The 24,679-nt window shown below is 67.2% G+C and carries 21 protein-coding genes and 1 tRNA gene; 8 read left to right on the top strand and 14 right to left on the bottom strand.

All coding sequences use genetic code 11. From position 1 onward, the window contains the following. Positions 1 to 8: 8 nt before the first annotated feature. Genes LQK81_RS07470 through LQK81_RS07450 form a run of 5 tightly spaced genes read left to right on the top strand, consistent with a single transcriptional unit; the run spans position 9 to position 4,789 of the window. A complete protein-coding gene (locus tag LQK81_RS07470) occupies positions 9 to 968 on the top strand; it encodes an ABC transporter permease (RefSeq protein ID WP_230804957.1) in 960 nt (319 codons plus the stop codon). A 1-nt stretch (position 969) separates the two neighbouring features. After that, on the top strand, positions 970 to 1,848 hold the full coding sequence (locus LQK81_RS07465) for an ABC transporter permease (protein WP_230804955.1): 879 nt from the start codon (positions 970 to 972) through the stop codon (positions 1,846 to 1,848). 21 nt (positions 1,849 to 1,869) lie between these two features. Then, positions 1,870 to 2,787, top strand: coding sequence for a dihydrodipicolinate synthase family protein (locus tag LQK81_RS07460; protein WP_230804953.1), 918 nt, complete (start codon positions 1,870 to 1,872; stop codon positions 2,785 to 2,787). A gap of 8 nt (positions 2,788 to 2,795) precedes the next feature. Continuing rightward, entirely contained in the window at positions 2,796 to 3,812 is a 1,017-nt protein-coding gene (locus tag LQK81_RS07455; protein ID WP_230804951.1) for an ABC transporter ATP-binding protein, read from the top strand. Continuing rightward, the gene (locus LQK81_RS07450) at positions 3,809 to 4,789 is read left to right on the top strand and encodes an ABC transporter ATP-binding protein (protein ID WP_230804950.1); all 981 of its coding nucleotides are present in this window, start codon (positions 3,809 to 3,811) and stop codon (positions 4,787 to 4,789) included. The genes LQK81_RS07455 and LQK81_RS07450 overlap by 4 nt, the downstream gene beginning before the upstream one ends. A 151-nt stretch (positions 4,790 to 4,940) precedes the next feature. Here the strand turns inward: LQK81_RS07450 and LQK81_RS07445 are convergent, their stop codons facing one another. Together LQK81_RS07445 and LQK81_RS07440 are read right to left on the bottom strand one after the other, a co-directional pair. Continuing rightward, positions 4,941 to 5,930 (bottom strand): Gfo/Idh/MocA family protein, encoded by a 990-nt coding sequence (locus tag LQK81_RS07445; RefSeq protein ID WP_230804948.1) that lies wholly within the window; start codon positions 5,928 to 5,930, stop codon positions 4,941 to 4,943. A 2-nt stretch (positions 5,931 to 5,932) separates the two neighbouring features. Then, on the bottom strand, positions 5,933 to 6,913 hold the full coding sequence (locus tag LQK81_RS07440; protein ID WP_230804947.1) for a Gfo/Idh/MocA family protein: 981 nt from the start codon (positions 6,911 to 6,913) through the stop codon (positions 5,933 to 5,935). A 386-nt stretch (positions 6,914 to 7,299) separates the two neighbouring features. Between LQK81_RS07440 and LQK81_RS07435 the strand changes: the two genes are divergently transcribed. Beyond that, positions 7,300 to 8,361 carry a GlxA family transcriptional regulator gene (locus LQK81_RS07435; protein ID WP_442967086.1) on the top strand — a complete coding sequence of 354 codons (1,062 nt, stop codon included), beginning with the start codon at positions 7,300 to 7,302 and terminating at the stop codon, positions 8,359 to 8,361. Positions 8,362 to 8,524: 163 nt separating this feature from the next. Here LQK81_RS07435 and LQK81_RS07430 read toward each other — a convergent pair. The 4 genes from LQK81_RS07430 to LQK81_RS07415 form a co-directional block, all read right to left on the bottom strand. Then, positions 8,525 to 8,600 (bottom strand) — tRNA-Lys (locus tag LQK81_RS07430). Positions 8,601 to 8,807: 207 nt separating this feature from the next. After that, positions 8,808 to 9,722 (bottom strand): PhzF family phenazine biosynthesis protein, encoded by a 915-nt coding sequence (locus LQK81_RS07425; protein WP_230804945.1) that lies wholly within the window; start codon positions 9,720 to 9,722, stop codon positions 8,808 to 8,810. A gap of 113 nt (positions 9,723 to 9,835) precedes the next feature. After that, positions 9,836 to 10,579: an NUDIX hydrolase gene (locus LQK81_RS07420; protein ID WP_230804943.1), complete on the bottom strand. Its 744-nt coding sequence runs from the start codon at positions 10,577 to 10,579 to the stop codon at positions 9,836 to 9,838. Further along, positions 10,579 to 11,682 carry an endonuclease/exonuclease/phosphatase family protein gene (locus LQK81_RS07415; RefSeq protein ID WP_230804941.1) on the bottom strand — a complete coding sequence of 368 codons (1,104 nt, stop codon included), beginning with the start codon at positions 11,680 to 11,682 and terminating at the stop codon, positions 10,579 to 10,581. Before LQK81_RS07415 ends, LQK81_RS07420 begins: the two co-directional genes overlap by 1 nt. 200 nt (positions 11,683 to 11,882) lie before the next feature. On the opposite strand from LQK81_RS07415, the gene LQK81_RS07410 reads away from it, so the two are divergent. Further along, complete coding sequence (locus LQK81_RS07410) at positions 11,883 to 13,496, top strand: hypothetical protein (RefSeq protein ID WP_230804939.1); 1,614 nt, start codon at positions 11,883 to 11,885, stop codon at positions 13,494 to 13,496. Positions 13,497 to 13,523: 27 nt separating this feature from the next. Here LQK81_RS07410 and LQK81_RS07405 read toward each other — a convergent pair whose 3' ends face one another. From LQK81_RS07405 to LQK81_RS07380, 6 genes are all read right to left on the bottom strand, one after another. Further along, positions 13,524 to 14,549, bottom strand: a complete 1,026-nt coding sequence (locus tag LQK81_RS07405; protein WP_230804937.1) for an ABC transporter ATP-binding protein — start codon at positions 14,547 to 14,549, stop codon at positions 13,524 to 13,526. Next, a complete protein-coding gene (locus LQK81_RS07400) occupies positions 14,537 to 16,228 on the bottom strand; it encodes an ABC transporter permease (protein WP_230804935.1) in 1,692 nt (563 codons plus the stop codon). The genes LQK81_RS07405 and LQK81_RS07400 overlap by 13 nt, the downstream gene beginning before the upstream one ends. Positions 16,229 to 16,234: 6 nt before the next feature. Beyond that, positions 16,235 to 17,215: an ABC transporter substrate-binding protein gene (locus LQK81_RS07395; protein WP_230804933.1), complete on the bottom strand. Its 981-nt coding sequence runs from the start codon at positions 17,213 to 17,215 to the stop codon at positions 16,235 to 16,237. Between the two features lie 137 nt (positions 17,216 to 17,352). Then, positions 17,353 to 18,579 carry an aminotransferase-like domain-containing protein gene (locus tag LQK81_RS07390; protein ID WP_230804931.1) on the bottom strand — a complete coding sequence of 409 codons (1,227 nt, stop codon included), beginning with the start codon at positions 18,577 to 18,579 and terminating at the stop codon, positions 17,353 to 17,355. A gap of 166 nt (positions 18,580 to 18,745) precedes the next feature. Next, positions 18,746 to 21,304 carry a sensor domain-containing protein gene (locus LQK81_RS07385; protein ID WP_230804929.1) on the bottom strand — a complete coding sequence of 853 codons (2,559 nt, stop codon included), beginning with the start codon at positions 21,302 to 21,304 and terminating at the stop codon, positions 18,746 to 18,748. Between the two features lie 121 nt (positions 21,305 to 21,425). Then, the gene (locus LQK81_RS07380) at positions 21,426 to 21,980 is read right to left on the bottom strand and encodes an alpha/beta hydrolase (RefSeq protein WP_230804928.1); all 555 of its coding nucleotides are present in this window, start codon (positions 21,978 to 21,980) and stop codon (positions 21,426 to 21,428) included. 182 nt (positions 21,981 to 22,162) lie between these two features. On the opposite strand from LQK81_RS07380, the gene LQK81_RS07375 reads away from it, so the two are divergent. Next, the gene (locus tag LQK81_RS07375; protein WP_230804927.1) at positions 22,163 to 22,963 is read left to right on the top strand and encodes a DUF2189 domain-containing protein; all 801 of its coding nucleotides are present in this window, start codon (positions 22,163 to 22,165) and stop codon (positions 22,961 to 22,963) included. Between the two features lie 629 nt (positions 22,964 to 23,592). Here LQK81_RS07375 and LQK81_RS07370 read toward each other — a convergent pair. Both LQK81_RS07370 and LQK81_RS07365 read right to left on the bottom strand, forming a co-directional pair. Further along, positions 23,593 to 23,949, bottom strand: a complete 357-nt coding sequence (locus tag LQK81_RS07370; RefSeq protein WP_230804926.1) for a hypothetical protein — start codon at positions 23,947 to 23,949, stop codon at positions 23,593 to 23,595. Between the two features lie 74 nt (positions 23,950 to 24,023). Beyond that, positions 24,024 to 24,677, bottom strand: coding sequence for a L,D-transpeptidase (locus LQK81_RS07365; RefSeq protein WP_412178818.1), 654 nt, complete (start codon positions 24,675 to 24,677; stop codon positions 24,024 to 24,026). Positions 24,678 to 24,679: the final 2 nt, after the last annotated feature.

Genomic DNA, 24,679 nt, shown 5'->3' with positions numbered 1-24,679 from the left:
GACCACCTATGCTTCGCTACTGTCTCCATCGCCTGGTGATCGGGCTCGGCATGCTGCTCGCGCTGACCGTGCTGATATTCGTGCTGTTGCAGCTGACGCCCGGCGACCCGATCGACGCCTATATCGATCCCAACGTCGCCATGACGAAGGAGGCGATGGACGCCTTGCGGGCGCGGCTCGGCCTCGACCAGCCCCTGCCCGTCCAGTATCTCGCCTGGCTGTCGCAGGCCGTGCAGGGCAATCTCGGCCATTCGCTGCAGCGCTTCAACGAGACCGTGGCCGGCCTGATCATTTCGCGCATCGGCCCGACCCTGCTGCTGATGGGCGCAGGCCTCGCGATCGCCATCGTCGTCGGCATCGCCGCCGGCATCCTCAGCGCCGTGCGCCGCAATTCTCTGCCGGACTATTCCTTCTCGGTGCTGGCGCTGCTCGGCATCTCGAGCCCGGCGTTCCTGACGGCGCTTTTGGGGCTCTACGTCTTTTCCGTGCGGCTGAAATGGGCGCCCTCCGGCGGCATGCTGACGCCCGCGACCGAGTTCTCGCTCGCCGATCTGCTGCACCATCTGATCCTGCCGGCGGTCGTGCTGTCGATCGGCCATGCGGCGCTGATCATGCGCTACATGCGCGCTTCCATGCTCGAGGTCCTGAACCAGGACTATGTGCGCACGGCGCGGGCGAAGGGCATCAAGGAATTCTGGGTCGTCACCAAGCATGCGCTGCGCAACGCGCTGCTGCCGGTCGTCACCCTGATCGGCTCGACCATCGGGCTTGCCGTCGGCGGCGCCATCTTCATCGAGAGCGTCTTCAACTGGCCGGGCATGGGCCTGCTGCTCATCAGCGCGGTGGAGACCCGCGACTATCCCGTCATCATGGGGGCGACGCTGGTCATCGGCGCTTGCGTCATCATCGTCAACATCCTGACCGACCTTGCCTATGCGGTCATCGACCCGCGCATCGAGGTGGCCTGACATGAGCCTGTTCGCCCTCTCCTCCTCCTCCTCCGGCCCGCTGGCCCGCGCCACCAGCCGTTTCACCCAGAACAACGCCGCCCTGTTCGGGGTCGTCCTGCTCGTCCCCCTGCTCCTGGCTGTCCTGACCTATCCTCTCTGGCTCCCCTACAAGCCGAACGACATCGATCTTCTGGCCATGAACGCCGGGCCGTCCTGGAAGCACTGGTTCGGCACCGACGGGGTCGGCCGCGACGTGCTCGCCCGCACGCTCGAAGGCGGCCGCATCTCGCTCATGGTCGCCGTCTCCTCGGTCGTGCTGTCGACGGCGATCGGCTTTCTCGTCGGCGCGATCTCGGCCTTCGGCGGCCGCTGGGCCGATGCGCTTGCCATGCGCTCCGTCGATCTCGCCATGACGCTGCCCCCGGTCATCTTCCTGCTGGTGCTCGCCTCCATCGTTGGCTCCGGCATCTGGACGACCGTCGTCGTCATCGCGCTCCTGTCATGGCCGGTGCTGTCGCGGATGATCCGAGCCCGCCTGCTGGAACTGCGCGAACGCGAATTCGTCATGGCCTCGCGCGGCATGGGCGCCGGCATCGGCCATCTGCTGTTCCGCCACGGCCTGCCCAATTCGATCGACATCCTGGTCGTCTACGCCACCCTGCAGGTCGCCAACGCGATCCTGCTCGAGGCCGGGCTGTCGTTCCTCGGCCTCGGCGTGCCGCCGCCGGCGGCAAGCTGGGGCAACATGCTGAACGCGGCGCGCTCCACGGCGGTCCTCGAACAGTTCCCCTGGCAATGGCTGTTTCCCGGCGGCGCCCTCGTGCTCGCGGTCCTTGCCATCAACTTCATCGGCGACGGCCTGAGGGATGCCTTCGACCCCCGATCCGAACTCAACTAACCCCTGGAAGAGAAGCAAACCATGTCCAAATTCTTCGGTGTCGTTCCTCCCGTCGTCACCCCCCTTAACGAGGATTTCTCGGTCGACTACGCCTCCTACACCCGCGTCCTCGAACATCTGATCGATAACGGCTGCCATGGCCTGTTCGCGCTCGGATCGACCAGCGAGGTGGTGTTCTACGACGATGCGGAACGTCGCAAGATCCTCGAGCACACCGTCAAGGTCGCCAATGGCCGCGTGCCGGTCATCGCCGGCGTCATCGACCCGACGACCGATCGCGTCATCCGTCATGCCCGCACCGCCAGGGACGTCGGCGCCGACGCCGTCGTCGTCACCGCTCCCTTCTACACCATCACCAGCCAGGCCGAGACGATCGACCATTTCCGCATGATCCGCGACGCGGTCGACATTCCCCTGATCGCCTACGACATTCCGGTCTGCGTCCACGCCAAGCTCGCCCGCCAGACCGTGGTGACGCTCGCCAACGAGGGCACGATCATCGGCCTGAAGGATTCTTCCGGCGACGACGGCAACTTCCGCTACGCGCTGAGCGACCTTTCCGGCAACAAGGACGTGTTCCTGATGACCGGCTCGGAAATCGTCGTCGACAGCGCCCTGCACATGGGCGCGCACGGCGTCGTCCCCGGGCTCGCCAATGTCGATCCGGCCGGCTACGTCCGCCTCTGGGACCATGCCAAGCGCGGCGACTGGGACGCCGCCCGCAAGGAGCAGGAGCGCCTGTGCCGCCTGTTCGAGATCGTCTGGGTCGCAGCCGGCCGCGTCAGCGGCGGGGCAACGGGCGTCGGCGGCTTCAAGACCGCGATGCGCAGCCTGGGCATCATCTCCACCAATGTCATGGCGCGTCCGCGCGCGCCGCTCAACGATGCCGAGGCGCGCAAGGTCGACGAGATCCTGCGTTCGACCGGCCTGCTCGACTGAGGATACCGATGGCACCCGAACCCATTCTCCAGATCGAGGGCCTCAGGACCGTCTTTCGCGTACGCGGGAGGGAGATCGCCGCCGTCAACGGAATCGATCTCGTCGTCCATCCCGGCGAGACGGTGGCGCTGGTCGGCGAATCGGGTTCGGGCAAGTCGGTGACGAGCCTGTCGGTCATGCGGCTCCTGGCCCGCAAGATCGGCTCGATCGATGCCGGCTCGATCCGCTTCCGCGGCAAGGACGGCAAGGTCAAGGACCTTGTCGCGCTGAGCGAGGAAGAGATGCGCCATGTCCGCGGCAACGACATCGGCATGGTCTTCCAGGAGCCGATGACGAGCCTCAACCCGGTCTACACGGTCGGCGACCAGATATCGGAATCGCTGCGCGTCCACCGCGGCACCGGCCGGCGCGAGGCGCTGGAAGCCGCCATCGCCCTGCTGGAGAAGGTCGGCATTCCGGACGCCCGTCGCCGCGCCGGGCAATATCCGCACGAGATGTCGGGCGGCATGCGCCAGCGCGTCACCATCGCCATGGCGCTCGCCTGCGACCCGACGCTGCTCATCGCCGACGAGCCGACCACCGCCCTCGACGTCACCATCCAGGCGCAGATCCTCGACCTCATGCAGAAGCTGCAGCGCGAGCGCAGCATGGGCATGCTGTTCGTGACCCACAATCTCGGCGTCGTCGCCGAGATCGCCCATCGCGTCGTGGTCATGTATGCCGGCCGCATCGTGGAGACCGGCGCCGTCGCCGAGGTCTTCCGAAAACCCCGCCATCCCTACACGATGGGATTGCTCAATTCGATGCCGCGTCTCGGCAAGGCGACCGCGATGAAGCGCAGCGGCGAGAAACTGCCGGCCATTTCCGGCATGGTGCCAAGTCTTGCCGAGCTGCCGGCCGGCTGCGCCTTCGCGCCCCGCTGTCCCTTCGCGATCGATGCCTGCCGCGCCGCCGTGCCGGAGCTTGCCGCCGTCGACGAGGGCCATGGCAGCCGCTGCATCCGCTGGCAGGAGATCACTGCATGACCACCGCCCCCCTCCTCGCCGTTCGCGGCCTCGCCAAGCACTACCAGACGCGCGGCGCCACGCTGAAGATCCTGCAGGACATTTCCTTCGACATCGCCAAAGGCGAAGTGGTCGGGCTCGTCGGCGAATCCGGCAGCGGCAAGACCACCATCGGCCGCTCCGTGCTGAGGCTCATCGAGCCGACCGCGGGCGAGGTCGTCTTCGACGGCACCGATCTGACGGGGCTTTCGCCCGGCGAAATGCGCCGCCGCCGCCCGCGCATGCAATATATCTTCCAGGACCCCTACGCCTCGCTGTCGCCGCGCATGACCATCGGCGAGATCCTCACCGAGGGCCTGAAGATCCAGAAGATCGGCACCAGGGCCGAACGGCTGCAGCGGGCCCAGAAGGCGCTGGAGCAGGTCGAACTGCCGCCGGACGCCATCGACCGCTACGCGCACGAGTTCTCCGGCGGCCAGCGCCAACGCATCGGGATCGCCCGAGCGCTGACGCTCGCGCCTGACTTCATCGTCGCCGACGAGCCGGTCTCGGCGCTGGACGTGTCGATCCAGGCACAGGTGGTCAACCTCCTGCGCGACCTGCAGCAGCGGCTCGGGCTCACCATGCTGTTCATCTCGCACGACCTTGCGGTGGTCGAATATATCTGCGACCGCGTCATCGTGCTCTATCTCGGCCGCATCATGGAGATCGCCACGGCCGAGGATCTCTATGCCCGGCCCCAGCACCCCTATACCCGGGCGCTGATGTCGGCGATCCCCTCACCCGACCCCGAGGCCAAAAAGCAGCGCCAGATCCTGAAGGGCGACATTCCGAGCCCCGCCAACCCGCCGAGCGGCTGCGTCTTCCGCACGCGCTGTCCGAATGCGCTCGACGCCTGCGCTGCCGCCGTGCCGGACCTGCGCGAGGTAGCACCGGGTCATTTCAAGGCCTGCATCCGCGACGACCTGGAGGGCAGCCTCGCGCCGCCCGGCGCCTGATCCCTTCGCGTGGAGCCGGCCTCCGGGCGGATGGCTATCCCGCCTCCCAAGGCAAACGAACGGCCTCGCCGCCCGCCCGGGGCAGCGGGGCTGTTCGTTTCGCGATCTTCATGGTGGAGAGAGGGGCCGCGCAGGAGGACGGCGGCCGCGTTCAGCTTTCGACGGCCACCTCGCAGCGCTCGCGCGAGGCCTTGAAGGCCGCCTCGATGCAGGCCACCACATGCAGCCCGTCCGCCCCGGTCACGGGCGGGATCGTACCGTGGACGATGGCGTCGACGAAAGCCTGCCACTGGCGGACGAGCCCGCGACCGGCGACGTCCTGCTCGATCGATTGCTCCACCGGCTGCCACGTCAGCGCCCGACCGAGCGTGACGCCCTTGAAGAAGTCGACGCTCAGAACGCCCTTGTCGAAGATCAGTTCGTCCCCCGAGATGAAGGCGCCGTCGGCATAGCCGATGCTGGCCACCTGGCCTGCCGCCCCGTCGCCAAAACGAAGGAGCAGCAGGGCCGCGTCGTCGGCCTTCTGCTGATGGAAGCTGGTGGCGGTGATGGCGCTGACATGGGTGGCGCGCTGCCCGGCAAAGGCCAGCAGCCGGTCGAGCGCATGGATGCCGGCGGTGAACAGCATGCCGCCGCCGGTCGCCGGGTCGAGATGCCAGTCGCGGCGGTTGCCCTCCATCCAGAGCTTGATCATGCGGCTCGAGCCGTAGCGCATCCGCCCGAGCCCGCCATCCTCGATCAGCCCGCGGGCGGCGAGATATGGCAGGGTGAAGCGCATCGTATGGCCCGGCATCAGCACCACGCCCGCCTCCTGCGCTGCGGCGAGAATCGCCCGGCATTCGGCGACCGTCGGCGCCAGCGGCTTTTCGACCATGAGGTGCTTGCCCGCCCGCGCGCAGGCGATCGCGGCCTCGGTGTGCAGGTGATGCGGCAGCGCCACCACCACCGCATCGACATCCGGGTCGGCGAGGAGGTCGTGATAGTCGGCATAGCCCTTGCCACCGAATTCGGCGGTGAAGGCCGCAAGCCCGTCTGCGTCGTTGCGGCATGCGGCCACCAGCCTCGCTCCCTTGACGGATCGAAGCGCTGTTGCGTGCGCTGCGCCGAAGTGCCCGGCGCCGATGATGCCAATGCCCAACATGCTCACTCTCCCCTGTTTCCGGCCATAGCGTAGCAACGATCGATGATGTCCATCGCCCGCCAGAGATCACCGAGCGTGACCGCCGGCGTCAGTCCGCCTCTCAGGCGATCGATCGTGTCGGCCATCATGTCGTCGTAGCGGCGGGCCACGGGCGTGGCGGCAAGTTCGCGCGAGCCGCCGTCGTCCAGTGTGGCGACGTGCAGGCGGCCGTCGCGGTCGGCGACGCTCGCATTGCCGGCATTGACCCGCCATTCGAAGAGACCCTGCGTCATCGAGGCATGGGTGTAGCCCGCCTCCACCGTCCCGACGCTCCCGTCGGCCGCTCGCAGCACGACGAGCGCGTAGTCCTCGGCCGGCGTGCCATGCAGTTGCCGGCCGAAAGCGACGTGCTCGACCTCGACCGCCTGTTCGCCGCACAGGTTGAGGAAGGCGTTGATGCCGTGAATGCCGAGGTTGCGCAATGCTCCACCGCCGCTGACGGCAGGATCCAGCACCCAGGCCACGCCGTCGTCGAGATAGCGCTGCGGCGGACCGTTGATCAGCCGGAAATGCGAATGCGAGATCTGCCCTAGCCGGTCCGCCGCGCGCAGCACGGCAACCTCCCGCAGGACCGGGCTGAAGCGGTGGGCCAGCGCCACGGAGACGAAAGCCCCGTGCGCCGCCGCGAGCTCGGCCACCGGCTTCAGCACCGCACCCGAGACGCCGACCGGCTTCTCGATCAGCATCGGCACGCCCTCAAGGATGAAACGTCGCGCCAGTTCGGCCATTTCGCCCGGGCGCCCCATCACGACGGCCAGGTCGGGCTTCAGGGCCAGGGCCGCCTCGACGCTTTGCGCCGCCTGCCCGCCGAACCGGGCGGAGAATGCGGCGGCACGGGCCGGATCGCCGTCCCACGCCCCGACGATCTCCGCGCCCGCCTCCTGCGCCGCATGGGCATGCATCTCCGCATGCCAGTGCCCGACACCAAAGAAAACCAGCCGCATTGCACGATCTCTCCCAAGCCATTTGACGGATATCCTACAAGTGAACATAGACTGGTTTGACCGAAGCGCGCAAGGCCGGAGAGCCACCCCGCGCCGCCGATTTCGCAAAGAAGCTCGGCGGTTGCCGGGCGGGAAGCTCGTTCGGAAGCCGAACCGGACAGTGCCGTCCGGGCCTGCCGCTTCAGGATCAATATCCAGTCGATCCATTGATCAAATCGGCCCCGTATGATCCACTTCCCTGACAACCGGCGTTTTGGACCGTGGAATTGGACGTTCCAATGCGCCCCAAAGGGATCCATAATTGCGGCGCCGTCGCGCCACCCGGTCTATGTCTTGTCCCGGCCGGGACGAACGCGGTCGAGATGTCCGAGGAGCAAGTGCAGCCCGTGAATGTGAATGGTATCGGTTATGTCGTCGCCGAAGGCGGGCGGGATCGCAGCGCGCCTGCACCGTCGGAGAAGCGGTTGAAGGTCGGCTTCCTCCTGGCCCGGCAGTTCACGATGAGCGCGTTCGCCCTCTTCGTCGACACGCTCAGGCTCGCCAGCGACGTCGACGACAAATCAGGCCGGTTGTTGTGCGACTGGGAGGTGGTGAGCCCGAGCACGCATCTGATCCGCTCCAGCTGCGGCATCCAGGTCGCTCCGACGGCAAGCCTCGGCGATCCGGAACGTTTCGACTACATCGTCGTCATCGGCGGCCTTCTCGGCGTCGAGGAGCCGCTGTCCCATGAGGCGATGCGCTTTCTGCAGCGCGCCTCCCAGAAGGGCGTCAATCTGATCGGCGTCTGCACCGGCAGCTTCATCCTCGCGCAGGCGGGGATGCTTGCCGGCAAGGAAGCCTGCGTGAGCTGGCTGCATCATTCCGAGTTCAAGGCGCGCTTTCCGAAGATCCGGCTGACCTCGCAGCGCATCTTCGTCGAGGACGGGAAGGTGACGACCTGCGCCGGCGGAAGCGCCGTCGCCGATCTGGCCGCCCTTCTCGTCCGGCGTCATGTCGGCGAGGTGGCGGAACGCAATGCCATGGAGATCCTCCATCTCGACCGCCGCAGGGAGGGCTCGAACCTGCAGAGCCGCACGCCGATCGCCCTGCCCGTTCACAGCGACGACCGCATTCGTGCCGCGCTGCTGTGCATGGAGGAAAACATCGACGACCGATGGGACATCGAGAAGATCGCCGGCCATGTGGGCCTGTCCCGACGGCAGCTGGAGCGGATCTTTCGAAGCAAGACCGGCATCTCGCCGGCCTCCGCCTACGAGAAGGTCTGCATGAAGAAGGCGGCGCTGCTGGTCGAACGGACCTCCAAGTCGATGATCGAAATCGCCCTGGATGTCGGTTTTGCGAGCAGCTCCCACTTCTGCAGACGTTTCCGCGCCAATTTCGGCATCACCCCCAAGCAGCTTCGCGACAGAATGCGCAACCGCAACGAGACGACGGCCGCAACCGGGTGACATGTGCAGGCGGGTCGGCTGTACGCCAGATGATCGATGCGCGGTGGGTGCCTGTGCAGGTCCGGGCCAAGGGAATCAGGCGAACGGCGTGCGACTGTCCCAAAAGTCTCACGCGGAAACCCGCCCAAGGGCGGAGACCATATCATTGAAGTCAAAGAGTTTTTGGTGGGTGATCACGGGCTCGAACCGTGGACCCGCTGATTAAGAGTCAGCTGCTCTACCAACTGAGCTAATCACCCGTCCAGGACCGCGTCGCTGCGGTCTGGAGGGGCGTATAATGGCCTTCGCGAACCTTGTCTAGCCATCGGCGGAAATTTTCTTTCAATCGCTGCGATTTTTCCCGGGATGGGCGGGCGGACCCCGGCCGGCTGCACCCGCGGCCAGGTACAATCGATGGCATGGAATCGATAAAGCATTGAAATTTATCGAACAACGGACGGCGCAAGCTAGATATCGAGCAGACCTGCGGCAAGGCGGATCGCCTGGCCGCCGATGCGCGCGCCGGATATCTGCCCGGCGGCGATGTCGAGATGCAGGTGGACGATCGAGGGCCGGCCCATCTCCACCCCCTGCTCCACCAGCATCGGATGATGGCCGTCGACGAGCTGGTCGAAGAACTGGATCGCGCCCGAAAGGGCCGCCACCGCCGAGCCTGTCGCCGGATCCTCGATCCCCCTGTCGGACGAGAACATCCGGGCATGGAAACGGGCCAGATGGTTGACCGCGCCGCGACAATAGAGATAGGCGGAGGCGAGCCGGCCCTCGGCGAAGGGAACGCAGCGCTGCCAGAGCACGGGATCGAACTCCGCCTCGGACGCTGCCGCGAGATCATGGACCGGCACCAGCACGAAGGCGACGCCGGCGCTCCACAGCGAGGGAACGTGGTTTTCGAACCCAATCTGGCTAACCTTAAGCCCGAAGGCGTCGGCGAGCGCCTGTCGGTCGAGGGCGGCGTCGAGCCGCACCGACTTGCGCGGCAGGTCGAACTCGGCGAAGGCCGCCCCGCTTTCGGGAAGCTTCACCGCGCAGCGCACAGGGCCGACGTTCTCCTCCAGCACGCAGACCAGGTCGTGCGGCCGGCCCGTCTCGCCATTCAGGCTCTCGGCGATCGCGACCGCGGCTCCGACCGTCGGGTGCCCGGCAAAGGGCAGTTCGTGCACCGGCGTGAAGATCCGCAGTTGCGCCGTGTGCGCGGGATTCTGCGCCCGCCTGACGAACACCGTCTCCGACAGGTTGAACTCGCCGGCGATCGCCTGCATGGCCGCATCGTCCAGCCCATCGGCATCGAACACGACGGCCAGCGGATTGCCGGCCAGCCTGCGGTCGGTGAAAACGTCATAGACGGCGTATCGACGCGACACGGCCTGCTCCTTCGCACGATCGTCCCGACCCGCAACCTGCACGACGCCCCCGCGCCGGGCAAGCGCAAATCATCCCCGTCTTCCTCATCCTGTCCTTCTCATCCCAGTCCCCCTCACCCCTGGCGCTTGTCGAACAGCCAGGCGAGCACGGGCGGCATGAAGGCGGCATAGGCGTGGCGGGCCGGATCGCTGTCGAAGATGGCGACGGCCCCGTCGATCTCCTGTTCGGCGTCGGTGCGCATGTGACAGTCGATGACGGCGAGAAGCTCCGCGGCCGTCGCGGCAAAGCGATAGGGACGGAAGATCGTGATGATGCGGTCCAAATGAAGGGCGTGCAGGCCGGGATCGGCGACGGCCCGGCGCAGGTCCAGCCCCGTCTCCTCGGCCACCTCGCGCACCATGTTGGCCTCCAGGTCGCAGATGCCGTCGACGACGTCGTTTTCGTCGAGCGAGCCGGCGGCGCAATAGACCTTGCCCGGATTGGCGGTGTGCTGCGACATCCGGATCGCGATCACCGCGCCGTCCGACGACACGATCACCGGCAGGCCGAACAGGTGGTGGCCGACCACATTCGGCCTGCTCTTGCGCCACAGGAGAAAGGTGGAGAAGGAGACCGGATGCGCCGTCGTGCGGATACCCGCCTCCGAGATCGAGACGTCGCCCTGCAACAGCATCTGGCCGTCGAAGAGGGCGGGATTGGCGGCGATCTCCGTGCGCCAGTTGTCCCGGATCGCCCCTTCCCGACCGGCAATAAAGGGATGCGGTGCCCGGGAGACGCGGATCTCGATGCGCTCGATCGGAAAGATCGCCCCCTCGGGCGGCCAGGCAGCGGGGGTCTCCTCGATGGAACGGTTCATCACACGTCCAGGGTCATGACGACGGGGCAATGGTCGGAGGCTTTCGGCCGGTCCCAGCCGATGCGGGGGTAGCGCTCCACCTCCTGCCCGGGCGGAAAGACGGTGCGATAGGGCTGTCCGGCACGGATGATCTCCGGCACCCGCTGCTGGTTGCGGCGCGCCAGCGCGGGCGACAGCAGGATATAGTCGAGTTGGCAGAGATGCCGGTCCTGCGGCCCCATGTTGTGGTAGAGCGTCCAGCGGTCGTCCTCGGGGCGCTTCTCGACCGGGTTCTCGGCAAAGCCGTCGCGGGTGAAGACGTCGAGCGCGCTCCTGTCCTCCACCACCCGGCGGAAGGTGTAGCCGTTGCGCCGGTCGCCCTCGACGACGAGCCGCTCCTGATAGTCGTTCATGTCGCCGCAGATGGCGAACTGCTTGCTGGCGGTGCCGCCGACGCCGAAGCGATCCTCGATGATGCGGCGAACCGCCCGCGCCTCGGCGGTGCGCAACGCCATGGTCGAGGAGCGCCCGTCCAACCCCTCGCGACCCGGTCCCATCGACTTCAGGTGCACGACGTAGAGCGTCAGCGGGCGGCCGCCGATCCGCAGGTCGAGCTCCAGGCAGTCGCGCTTGAAGATGCGGTCGGTCGGCAGGAGCGGGGCAAGCTCCGGCGCGTGCAGGTCGAAGTCTGAGAAGGTCACGCCGGCATGGCTGCGCACGTCGACGCACTCGATCTTCTGGCCGTCGCGCGTCTGCTCGCGCATCAGGACGGCCACGTCGATGCCGCGCTTGTCGTTGCCCTCGATCAGGTAGCGTTGCCGATAGCCGTTGCCGACCATCTTGAACAGGTAGCCGTATTCGAAGGCCTGCAGCGATTCCATGTTGTCGACTTCCTGCAGGCAGAGCACGTCCGCATCCGCATCCGCGATCGCCAGCGCCGACTGCTGGCGGGCATCGTCGGCAAGCGAGATCGCACGCGCCTCCTCCAGCCGCTGGAATTCGGCCTCGGAGCGGATGCTGAACAGCCGCAGCACCCGGTCCTGCCGGGTCTGGTTGCGAAATCCGGTGAAATCGAACCGGGACAGCAGGTTCTCGACGTTGAAGGTGGCAAGGCGAAGGGACATCGGGCACTCAACCATTGAATCGACAAGGAGTTTAACGATCGCCGGGCCGTTGGGAAGCGATTAAATCGTCTCTGGAGACAGGGGCGAGCCGTTACGGACAGACAGGCGGCGGGCAAAAAGCGGCTTGTCTGCCGGGCGCTGCGGCACCATGATCGGCGCCGGAATCGACGCTGCGATTCAGCGACCGGGGGAGGATCGGAATGCGGGCGACGACGATTGCGGCGCGCTTTCTGGTCGCCGGCCTCTTCGCCGTGCTTCTGTCGGTGGCGGGCCCGGCCCGCGCCGACAGTTCCTATATCGCCGATCCCGGCGAGGCGGCGCGCGCCTTCGACGCCCTCGTCGCCGAAACGGGCGGCAAACCCCACATGCACGCGCTGGAACTCTCCGACCGGCGCCTGACCATCGACACCCTCGGCAAGCGCCCGGGCGAGATGGACGAATGGCAGATCGGCCGGGTAACGCGACTGTTCCTGGAGTTCGAGACGATCGTCGGCCCCCGTCCGGTCCGCTCGGCGGGCCTCGTCGGCGACACCGATAGCGGCTTCTTCGACCGCAGCGAGATCGCGCTGGAAAAGGTGCCGGAGGTCGCGGCCAGCGCCATCGCCTATGCCAGGCTGGACGAGGAAGCCCATGTCCAGTCGATCGAGATATCCCGCCAGGTCGAGATCCTTCCCAGGCCCGCCTATGGCGACATCCGCTGGTCCATCTACGTGACCTCGGGGCGCGAGAGCGCGATCGTGCGCACCGACGCCGCCGGCAACATTATTGGCGCCGACCTCGCCAACACCAACCGCGCCCGCAACATGGACCTGCTCGGCGACGGCGACTGGCCGCACAAGGAGGCCAGGGACGCGCTTTTCGCCGTCTTCGGCGACCAGCGGCGCCTGCGCGATGTCACCGTGCGGCCGCGCGCGATCTCCGTCACCGCGGATCACCCGGATGCCCCCGGCCGCAAGGAAGACTACAACTGGACGATCTCCGGCGTCACCCGCTCGCCGCTGCTCTCGCCGCTGATGCATGGTGCGAGCGAAGACGAGCTGTTCTCGCTGCAGGAGGTCGATTTCACCGCGCTCGCCCGCATCCGCGCCATCGCCCGCAACGCCTGGGGCCACGAGAGCGCGAAACTCGACTACATGACGCTCCGGCGCGTCGGCGAAACGACGGGAAAGCCGGAACTGCGCTGGATCGTCACCTTCACCGAACTCGGCACGAAGGCGGGCGAGGCCACCGGCTCGGGGAACGTCGAGGTCACGCCGGACGGCACGGTGCGCAAGGTCGCCCTCCCCGCCGGCCGCGCTTCGGCCGCGGACTGGCTGGCGCCGGCCTCGATCTCGGCGACGCTTGGACAGTTGGGCAGGGACTTCGGCCCCGGCGGCCGCTTCGCGGAAATCGTCTTCGACGCCGATAAGGCCCGCATCCTCGGCGAGGATCCGGCGCACCCCGGCGCCATGGCGGGCTTCGAGGCCGATGCGGCCGGCCTGTCGCGCACCCGCAGGCTGATGCCCTGGGACGAGCAGTTTCGCAAGGAACGCCTGTTCGACCTGAAGGCCCTGACCGTCTTCACGGATGGCGACGGTCTCGCCGACTTCACGGCGCGCACCTACCGGCGGCTGCAGGCGGACGAGGAAAGCATGCCGCAGGTCCGCTACGCCTTTGCCATCGGCCAGATCATGGGACCCGACGGGACCTACATGGTCCCCTCGCCCGATGGTCGCCCGACGCTGCAGGTGCGGCTGGAGAACGCCGACGGCAGCCGGATCGGGCGCGTCGTCTATGACAGTTCGGGCCGGGAGATCGACGTGCGCATGCCCTGATCTGTTCGGCAGGAGCATTGGCAGCACTCACAGGCTCCAGCCGCGCTCGACCGAAAACACCGCCATGGAGCCGGGCGCAAGGCGCTCGTCGGAATAGGCCTTCAGCAGCGAACCGTCGGCGAGCGCCAGCGTCAGCGCGTGGCGCTCGCCGGTGAACACGCAGTCGCGCACCTGAAGCGCGATGCCGTCCGCAGCCGGGCGGACATGCTCGGGGCGGATCAGGACGTCGCGCAGGTCTCCCCCCGCCTCGCCGAGAAGCAGAGCATGGCAGGCGGCGCGGTCCAGGCTCCGCTCCCGCCCCGCGCCGACCGGCAGCGACAGGATGCTGCCCTGCCCGATCAGCCCGCCGACCACCTTTCCCTCCGGACGCGCATAGATCTCGTTCGGCGCGGCGACCTGCAAGAGCCGCCCCTCCGACATCACCGCGATCTCGGTCGCAAGCGCCATCGCTTCGGCCTGGTCGTGCGTCACATAGATCATCGTCGCCCCCGAGCGGGCGTGGAAATCGCGGAAGGTCTCCTCCATCGCCGCACGCAGGTGCCTGTCGAGATTGGCGAGCGGTTCGTCGAGAAGCACCACGTCCGGCGACGTCACCAGGCAGCGCGCCAGCGCCACGCGCTGCCGCTGACCGCCGGACAGCGCCGCCGGCCGCCGCTCGGCAAGGTCGGCAAGGCGCACGACGTCGAGCGCCTCCATCGTCTTGCGGCGCAGCTTCTCGCCCTTCACGCCGCGCAGCTTCAGCGGGTAGCCGACGTTCTGGGCCACCGTCATGTGCGGCCAGAGCGCGTAGGACTGGAACACCATGGCCATGTTCCGCCGTTCCGGCGGCAACGCCCCCTCGGCCGTGGAGATCACCCGCTCGCCGAGCACGATCGAACCGTCGCTCGGCTGCTCGAAGCCGGCGATCATGCGCAGCAGCGTCGTCTTCCCGCAGCCGGACGGGCCGAGCAGCGCCAGGAAGCCGCCGTCGCGCACGGTGAGCGAGACGCCGTTCACCGCCGCGCGCCCGCCGTCATAGGCCTTCGAAAGGTGATTGAGGATCAGCGTCGCCACGGCAGCACTCCGTCCGGCAGGTAGCGCGCAAGGACCTCGAGCAGCGCCATGAGCGCGACGATCATGGCGACGACCAGGACCGACAGCGCCGATGCCAGGTCGGAACTGCCGCTGTCGTCGAGATTGAAGATCGCCACCCCCAGCGTCTGCGTCCCGGCCGACCACAGCAGCGCCGAGACGGTCAGTTCGTTGCAGGCGATCAGGAAGACGAGGACGACGGACGCGCCCGCCGCCGGCGCCATGATCGGCAGCAGGATGTCGCGCATGCGCCGGCCAAGACCGGCACCGGACAGCCGTGCCGCCTCCTCCAGCGCCGGGTCGATCTGGCGGAAGGCGCTGAGCACGGGCTTCAGGCTGACGGCAAAGAAGCTGGAGAGATAGGCGATCAGGATGATCCAGATCGTACCGTAGAGCGAAAAGCCGAGCCCCGGCAGCGGCGCTGCGAAGAGCAGGATGAAGGCGACCGCGAGCACGATCCCGGGCAGCGCATAGGGGATCTCGATCAGCACCAGCAGGAACGCCATCGCCGCCCCCTTGCGGTGCAGGAGCAGGTAGGCTGTGGCGAAGGAGAGCACGAGCAGTCCGAGTGCCGCAGTGGCGGCGAGAAACGCCGAATTGCCGAAGGCGGTCACGGTCACGCTCTGGCGAAACAGGATCTCGCCATAGGCGCGCAGCGAGACGGTCTCAGTCGTTAGCGGCACGCCATAGGCCGGAACCAGCGAGCTCGCCACCAGCGCGGCGAAGGGGGCTGCGAGGATGACGAGGAGCACGAGCCACAGCCCGGCCTCGACCGGCGCGCGCCAGGGGCCGAGCGCGAAGACCGGCGAGGCGCCCGAAAGCCCGATCGTGCGATAATCCCGCCCCGACAGCGCCCGCTGCTGGACGGCGAGCCCGGCAGCGCAGATCGCAGCCATCAGCAGCGACAGTGCGGCGAGATCGGCGAAGGTCTGCGAGCCGAAGCTTGCCAGCCGGCTGTAGACGAGCGTCGGCAGCGTCAGGATCGAGGCGGGAATGCCGAGGATCGCCGGGATGCCGAAATTGCCGACCCCGGAGACGAAGGCGATCGAGGCGCCGGCGATCAGCCCCGGCAGCGCCAGCGGCAGCACGATGTCGCGCAGCACCCGGCGAGGCGCCGCCCCGGACAGCCGCGCCGCCTCGACGACGTCGCGCGGGATGGCGGCCAACCCCGCCTGCATCGCCAGGAACACCAGCGGCGCGTGCTGGACGCCCAGAAGCAGCGCGATCCCGCCGATCGAATAGAGCGGTTGCGGCGTGCCGAGCGGCGGGGCGATGCCGAGCGTCTTCAGCAGCGGGCTCGCCGGCCCCGACATCTCGACCCAGGCAAGGGCGGTGATCTGCGGCGGCATCATCATCGGCAGCATGAAGCAGAAGCCGAGCAGGCGCTTTCGCCGGATGTCGGAGAGCGACGTCGCAAGCGCAAAGGCAGCACCGAGCGCGACCGAAACGAACATGCCGAGCACGGAGGTGGAAAGCGTGTTGGCGAAGGCCCGCCAGGTGCCGGTCTCCAGAAGCACCGGCGGCAGGCCGCTCCTGAACGTGGCGGCCAGCCCTGCATAGGCCAGCCGGCCGAGCGGCACGGCACTCAGGAGAAGGATGACGAGGAAGACTGAGGCGAACAGCCAGCCGGGCTGGCTGTTCGCATGCGGCAGGCGGCGCATCCAGGATCAGTTGGTGCCGAAGATGTCCGAGAACGACTTGATGTCGCTTTCGCTGGTCTTCAGCGCCGCGGCTGCATCCAGCGGCAGCACCTTGATCGTTTCGCGCGCCGGGAAACCTTCCGGCATGGCGACGCCGTTGCGGGCGGGGATGTAGCCGAGCCTGGTCGAAACCTGCTGGCCGTCCTCGGAGAGAACGAAGTCGACGAACTTCTTCGCGTTCTCCTCGTTCTTGGTACCGCCAAGGATCGCCACCGGCTCGGTGACGGCGGAGACGCCTTCGGCGGGGAAGACGAACGCGATCGGCGCGCCCTTGGCCTTCTCGCGGATCGCCATGTAGTCGACCAGCATGCCATAGACCTTCTCGCCGGTGGCGACGGCCTTCAGCACGCCGCCATTGCCGCCGGATGCCGCAGCCCCGTTCTGCTGCAGCGCCTTGTAGTAGTCCCAGCCGTAGCCTTCCAGGCCGGACAGCACCTGCGCATGGATCAGCGCCGCACCCGAGGTGAGCGGGCTCGGCATCATGACGAGGTTCTTCGCCTCCGCCTTCGTCAGGTCCTTCCAGCCTTCCGGCTTCATGCCGGCGCCGGTGTTGTAGACGATGCCGGTGGTGATCAGCTTGGTCGAATAGTAGGCGCCGTCCGCATCGTAGAGCGTCGCGTCGAAATGGGCGGCTTCCGGGGACTTGTAGGCGAGCAGCTGGCCGGATTCCTTCATCCGCTGCAGCGTCACCGTGTCGGCGATGAGGAGCACGTCGGCCACCGGGTTGCCGGCCTCGATCTCGGCCATCAGCTTGGCCATCAGCTTGGTGGTGCCGTCACGGACCCACTCGACCTCGATGCCCGGGTTCTTGGCCTTGAAGGCGTCAACGGTCGCCTGTGCGTCCTCGTTCGGCTGGCTGGTATAGAGCACGAGATCGGCGGCGTTTGCCGTCGTGGCGAGGAAGGTGGCGGCGGCGAGCGCTGCGAGGGTGGAAACAAGCGTCTTCATCGGAACATCCCCTGTTGGAATGTGCCGAGGCTTTAGTCATGTCGCTTAACAGAGATGTGACAGGCGCCGCGATCAGCGGCCCCTGTCGGAGTTCGTCCCTGAACCGCCTTCCGGCGGGGCGTCGGTCCGGTTTCGCCTCAGGCGGCACCGGTCTCCTCGCGGATCAGCGCGCCGAGGCGGGAGATGCCTTCGTCGATCGTCTTCTCGTCGGCACAGGAAAACGAGATGCGGAAGGTGTTGGCGCCGCTGCCGTCGGCGTGGAACGCCTTGCCGGGCACGAAGGCGACCTTCTTCTTCTCGATCGCCTTGGCAAGAAGGCTCGCGCCGTCCTGCCCCTCCGGCAGCGTCACCCAGATGAACATGCCGCCTTCCGGCCTGGTCCAGCGCACGCCCTCGGGCATGTACCTGGCCAGCGCCTGCAGCATCGCATCGCGGCGCTTGCTGTAGGCCGACTTGATCTTCGCCACCTGCGCCTCGAAGCCGCGCTCGGCGACGTGGGCGATCGCCATCTGGTTGATCGTCGAGGAGTGCAGGTCGGCAGCCTGCTTCATCAGCACCAGCTTGCGGATAATGTCGTGATTAGCGACGACGAAGCCGACCCGCAGGCCCGGCGCCAGCGTCTTGGAGAAGCTGCCGCAATAGATGGTGCGGGTGTGGTTGATGTCGCCGCCCTTGCGGGCCAGCTCCAGTGCCAGGATCGGCGGGATCGGCTCGCCGTCATAGCGCAGCGACTGGTAGGCGGCATCCTCGATGATGGCGATGTCGAGCTCGTCGGCAAGGTCGATCAGCTTCTCGCGCCCGGCCCGGTCGACGGTTTCGCCGGTCGGATTGCAGAAATCGGCCGAGAGATAGGCGAATTTCACCTTGCCGCCCGCCGCCTGCGCCGCCTTGCGATAGGAATCCGGCGTGCGGTTGCCGGAGAGCGTCAGCTGGTCGTAGGTCGACTCGTAGGCATTGAAGGCCTGCAGCGCGCCGAGATAGGTCGGCCACGTCACGAGCGCGGTGTCGCCCGGCGACAGGAACAGCTTGCCGAGATAATCCAGTCCCTGCTGCGAGCCGGACACGATGAAGACGTTGTCGGCGGTGCAGGCGACGCCGAGCTTGCCCATCTCGGCGACGAGCCATTCGCGCAGCGGCTTGTAGCCCTCGCTGACCGAATACTGCAGGGCCGCGCTCACGGCTGCGCCGGAGAAGATGTCCGCATAGGCCGCCTTGAAGTCCTGGTCGGGAAACAGCGCCGGATCGGGAATGCCGCCGGCAAACGATATGATGTCCGGGCGGTCCAGGAGTTTCAGCAGTTCGCGGATTTCCGACGCCTTCATCCGGGATGAACGCGTGGCAAAGATATCTTCCCAATTCAGCATGGGGGTTTCCTCGGAATTTTGTAGTTCGGGAGAGGAACACGCCGGCCAATTTAAGTCAACGTTACTGACCTAAAATCCTTCTCCCCGCGCTGGCCGTACCACCGCCGGCCCGGTGCGGCAAGCAGAACCTTCCGATCCCCGGGCCAATGCGAGATGGCCCCGCCCCCTACCAGGAGCGCGTCAGCCGTTCCGGCAGGTCCGCCGCCGCCTCCTGCACCTCGCGCCAGCGCTCGGAGCGGATGAAATCGACGATCTCCAGCGCCGGCATCGGTCGCGCCAGCGCGTAGCCCTGGAGCAGGTCGCAGCCCATCTCCTGCAGCAGCCGCACATGCGCCGCCGTCTCGACCCCTTCCGCCGTCACGGTGATGTCCAGCGAGCGGCCGATCTCGATGATCGTGCCGACGAGGCGCCGCTGCGCCTGCGACCGCACGATCGGCTTGACCAGCTGGCGATCGATCTTCAGCCGGCGCGGCAGGAGCTTCATCAGGCTGACGATCGAGGCATGTCCCGTACCGAAGTCGTCGACCTCGATATCGATGCCGAGCTTGCGGATCTCCGCCAGGCTTTCGAGGATCTTCGGATCGCAGTCGTCGAGGAAGATCGATTCCAGCAGTTCGAACGACAGCCGTCCGGCCTGCAGCGGCAGCGCCCGCAGCGAGGCGCAGAGATCGGGGTCCTGCAGCCGGCGCGAGGAGACGTTGACCGAGAGCTTCGGCACGACGACGCCCTGCATGTCCCAGGCGGCGAGGTCGAATAGCGCCCGCTCCAGGATCTGCCGGTCGATCGCGCCGACGGCATTGATGTCCTCGGCAATCGGCAGGAACGCGGCCGGAGCCAGAATGCCCCGTTCGGGATGGTCCCAGCGCGCCAGCGTCTCGACACCGGCCACCTCCAGCGTCCGGGCGCAGAATTGCGGCTGGTAGTAGGGCAGGAAGCGGCGCTGCTCGAGGCTTGCCATGATCTCGTCGGCGGTCTTCTTGCTGACGATGATCTGCGCCTGGAACTCGCTGGTGAAGAACTCGTGCCGGCTGCGCCCCTTGTTCTTGGCGCGGTAGAGCGCGAGGTCCGCATTGATCAGGAGCTGCCGGCCGTCGATCAGGGGTCCCGCCGCGCTGGCGATGCCGATGCTCGCGCCGAAGCGGCAGACATGGCCCTCGAAGGTGACCGGCTGGCGCATCGCCGTGACGATCCGCTCGGCAAGGTCGCCAAGATTGCGCTTTTCCGGCCCGCAGACCAGGAACACGAACTCGTCGCCGCCGATGCGGGCGACGAAATCCTGCGGCCCCATATGTGCGCGAAGCACGCGCGCCGCATGCGTCAGCATGCCGTCGCCGGCGCTGTGGCCGAGTGTGTCGTTGATCTCCTTGAAGCGGTCGAGGTCGATGTGGAGGATCGACAGGCGCGTGCCGGTCGCAGCCGCGCGGATCGCCCGCTCCTCCAGCGCCACGTCGAGATAGCGGCGATTGGGAAGCTGCGTCAGGTGATCGTGCAGGGCATTGTGCTGAAGCCGCGCCTGCGCTTCCTCCAGTGCTGCGCTGCGGGCCTCGGCGAGGTCCTTGGCACGCTGCAGTTCCTGCTGCAGCAGCACGTCCTCGGTCACGTCCCAGTTGGCGCCCACCAGCCGCGGCACCCCGTCGGCATCGACGAAGGTGACCCCGCGCGAACGGATGTGGCGGATCTCGTCCTCGCCGCGGACGATGCGGAAGGCCTGGCTGTACTCCGCGCCGCTTTCGATCGCCTTTGCGACCACCGCGCTTGCGTGGTCGCGGTCGGCCGGGTGGATGGAATCCTCCCAGTCCGTCCGCCCGATCGCGCCCGTCGTCTTGCCGTAGATCTGGCGAATGCGCTCGTCCCAGGCGACGGTCTTGTCGTGCAGGTTCGATTCGAACACGCCGATGCGCGAGATGTCGAGCGCCAGTTCCAGCCGCCGGGACAGTTGCGCCATCCTCTCCTCGGCCTTCCGGCGCCCGGTGATGTCGGTGTCGGTGCCGGCAATGCGCGACGGCCTGCCGTCGGGACCGTATTCGACGACAGCGCCGCGGCTTTCGATCCAGACCCAGTGCCCGTCGCGATGGCGCTCGCGGTAGGAGAAGACGTTGAAGACCGCTTCCGCCGATTCCTGCCGCTCGATCTCGACAAGCACGCGCGCGCGATCGTCGGGATGGACGTTCTGGATCCATGTCTCCAGCGTCCCGTCCACCGCCTCGTCCGGCGCCATGCCGCGGATGGCCTTCCACTGACGGGAGTAGAACAGCTCGCCCCTGGCGAAGTCGTGGTCCCACACCCCCTGCCCCGCGCTCTCCAGCGCATGGTTCCAGCGGCTCTCGCGATCGGCAAGGTCGAGTTCCCGGCGCTTGCGCTCGTCGATGTCGATGATCTGCAGCAGGAAGGCCGGCGCATCGGCGCGGCCGACGTCGAGGATCGACAGGAGACACCAGAAGGCGCTGCCGTCCAGTCGCCGGATCCGCATCTCGCGTGGCTTTTCGATGTCGCCCGTCGGGCTGGCCGCCGGCAGCGCAAGGGCGACGTCGTCAAAGGCGATCCGGTCCAGCGGCGGGAGGTCTTCGACACCGGCGACGGCGAACATGCGGAGCAGCGCAGGGTTGGCCGATACGAACCGCAAGCCGGCGTCGATCGTTCCCATGCCGAACGGCGAATGGCGGAAGGCCGTCTCTTCCGGACGGTCGGCGGCGGATATCGTGTTCGCAGATCGGGATGGCCCCATAGACGCGTCGCCTACTCGCACTAACTCAGGCCAACCGTATATGGGAATTCGATGAAGTTCCAATTAATGCCGGTCGTGCCGTGTCGGCACATCGCCAGATCCGGCGCCCGGCATAGCCGGATCAGGGCTTCAGCCGGCTCAGGAACTGGGCGAACACCATGCCGCCTTCCGGCCAGGGACCGTGCCCGGAATCGGCGTTGATATGGCCGGATTCGCCCGCATCGACGATCAGCGAGCCCCAGGCGTTGGCGATGTCGTCGGCGTGGTCGTAGGACCCGAACGGATCGTTCCGGCTGGCCACCACCAGCGAGGGAAACGGCAGCGGGTCGCGCGGATAGGGGCCGAAGGTCATCAGGTGCTTCGGCCGGATATCCGGATTGGCGACGTCGGGGGGCGCCACCAGGAAGGCGCCGGCGATCCTGTGCCCGACGATCGGCACGGCATGGATGGTCGTCGCCACGCCGAGCGAATGGGCGACGATGACGACCGGCTTCGTTGCCGCCTCGACCTCCGCGACCAGGCGGCCGACCCAGTCCTCGCGCACCGGCTTCGACCATTCCGCCTGCTCGACGCGCCGCGCGCTCGAAAGCTTCGACTGCCAGCGGGTCTGCCAGTGGTCGGGGCCGGAATTGGTGTAGCCGGGGACGATCAGGATCTCTGCTTCGGATGCTTTCATGGTGAGGCGATGTGCGTTCGTCGACGCGCCGTGTCAAGGGCCGCCGCCGAGGATCGCGTCGAAAGGCAGGACAATCGCCCGCAACGATGCTATCTTCTGCCGATCCAGGGTACCGCCGTGCGGTGGTTCAAGGTCCTGCCCTCGACGGCCCTTTCGGTTCCAACCGGCAAGGAGGACTGAGCATGGCCACATTTCACGTGATGTCGGACGCCGAGCACGCGGTCGCCCATCCCCAGATCAACAAGATCACCATCGGCCAGGTCTGGGACGCCTTTCTCCTGGGCATCGACGACTTTCGCGAACAGCCCTCGCACTACGTATTCCTCTGCCTGCTGTTTCCGCTCTCCGGCATCATCCTGATGATCTGGAGCTCGGGCGCCAATCTCATGCCGATCATGTTTCCGCTGACGGCGGGTTTCGCGCTGCTCGGCCCCCTGCTCGCCGTCGGCCTGTACGAGATCAGCCGCCGGCGCGAGGCGGGGCTCGACACCTCCTGGCGCCACGCCTTCGAGGTGCGCCACTCCCCGGCCCTGCCGGCGATCATCGTGGTCGGCCTCATGCTCCTGACGCTGTTCGTCGCCTGGCTTCTCGTCGCCGACCGGCTCTATGTCAGCCTCTTCGGTCCCGAGCAGCCGCAGTCGTTTTCGAGCTTCATCCAGCAGGTGCTCGGAACGCGCGCGGGCTGGACGCTGATCGTCGCGGGCCATGCCATCGGCTTCTGCTTCGCAGCCGTGGTCCTGGCGACGACCGTCGTCGCCTTCCCGCTCCTGCTCGACCGCGACGTCGGCGCCGTCTCCGCCGTCGAGACCTCGCTCAGGGCAACAATCGCCAATCCCATTCCGGTCGCCTTCTGGGGCTTCATCGTCGCGGTCTGCATGATGATCGGATCGATCCCGGTCTTCGCCGGCCTCGCCGTGATGATGCCGATCCTCGGCCACGCCACCTGGCATCTCTATCGCAAGCTGGTCGTCCCGGCGAAGTAGCGGATCGGGACGCAACAAAGCAGATTCTCGTAGCGCCCGGCCGCATCGCGGAGGGCGCTGCAAGACTTCAACTCTTGCGGACAAGGCATTGAATCGATTCCCTTCCGGGCATCGGCATGATTGATTTCAAGAAGGAAGCGCGGGAACAGTCCGGAAAGCGGAAGCCCACTCCGATGGCGTCGGCGAACAGCCACCTCGCCACCGATTGGCGATCGAAGCGCCGTCCGGAAGCGCAGCCAAACGGCACGGCGCACGAAACAGCTTCGCCAGCAGCCGCCGGCGGCGCCTTCATCGCTCGGCAGTCGCCCGAGAGGCGATCTACCGGGCCCTTCCTTCGCCGTACAGGCTCGCCAGGATCAGCGCGGCGATCACGCTCAGGATCGCCAAGTCGAACCATGCGAAATGATACACCAAGGTTGTCATCGCACTCTCCTCCCTGATCGTGAAACGACGAGAGGAAGTATGTGACAAAACTGTAACTATTTCAATCAGCGATATCGGCGGACGCGCCGCTGCCAAGCCAGGTTGCCGCGGAAGGCCCGGCAAGACGCCACAAAACGTGGCGTCCATCGAAGCCCCCTCGCATCAGTTGCCCCGGTCGAGCGGCTCGCGCTCTTGAAGCGGGGCCGCTAGCCCGCCTCGGCCGGCGCCGGCGCCACTCCCGTTGCCGCGGCCGTTGCGGGCGTTACCGACCTCACCGAACCGCTGCTGTCGATGAGGCAGGTGAACCTGCTGCCGGCCGCATCGAGATCGACGCGGTAGTTGGTCGCGTCGAGCTGGCTCGAGCTCGTGGGCAGGATCCTGCTGCTGTCGACGCCGGATGGCCCGGCTGCGGCGCTGGCGCACATCAGTTGCAGGTCGGCAGGCGCCGTGCCCAGGCTGGTCCGCGCCATGTCCTGCGGCGCCGGCGTCGACGACTGGCAACCGCCGAGCAAACCCGCCGAGGCCAGCACCAGCCAGCCGAATGTGATCCCCCTTGCATCCATCCCCGACACGTCCTCTCTTTTCGCTGTGGCGGCCAGTCCGCCAGGCTCATGTCCACGTTTCCCGGTGCGCCACGTCACACGCCCTTGTAGAGCGCCGCCCCCTGCATCAGCACGATCACCTTGGCTCCGACATCGACGCGGCCATAGAGGTCGATCACGTCCTCGTTGTTCAGCCGGATGCAGCCGGAGGAGACGTCGAGGCCGATCGTCCACGGCTCGATCGTGCCGTGGATGCGGTAGATCGTGTCGCTGTTGCCGACATAGAGATAAAGCGCGCGCGGGCCGAGCGGGTTGTCCGGCCGCCCGCCGGGCATGCCGGCTGCCCACTTCGCCGCATTGGGGTCGCGCGCCACCATTTCCGGCGGCGGCGTCCAGGTCGGATTCTCCGCCTTGCGCCCGACGCGGACGATGCCGGCCCAGCCGAAGCCCTCGCGCCCGACGCCGATGCCGTAGCGGATCGCCTGCCCGCCCGGCTGCACGAGGTAGAGGAAGTGCTGGTTGCCGTCGATGATGATCGTGCCGGGCGCCTCGGCCGTGCGGAACGGCACGACCTGCCGGCGGAAGGCCTCCGGCAATTGCTTGTTGCGGGCGTAGAGCTGGCGCGCCTTCTTCTTGTCGTAGTCGACCCACTTGCCCGTGCGCGCATCGTAGATCTGCGTCTCGGCCAGCGCCACGAGCGGCCCGAGGCAAAGGCTGGCGGCCGCAAGCACCAGTCCGAAGCGGCGCATCT

It is taken from the genome of Rhizobium sp. GN54 (assembly GCF_021026345.1).
In the GTDB taxonomy this organism is placed as follows: Bacteria; Pseudomonadota; Alphaproteobacteria; order Rhizobiales; family Rhizobiaceae; genus Mycoplana.
This window is presented reverse-complemented; position numbering and strand designations above follow the sequence as displayed.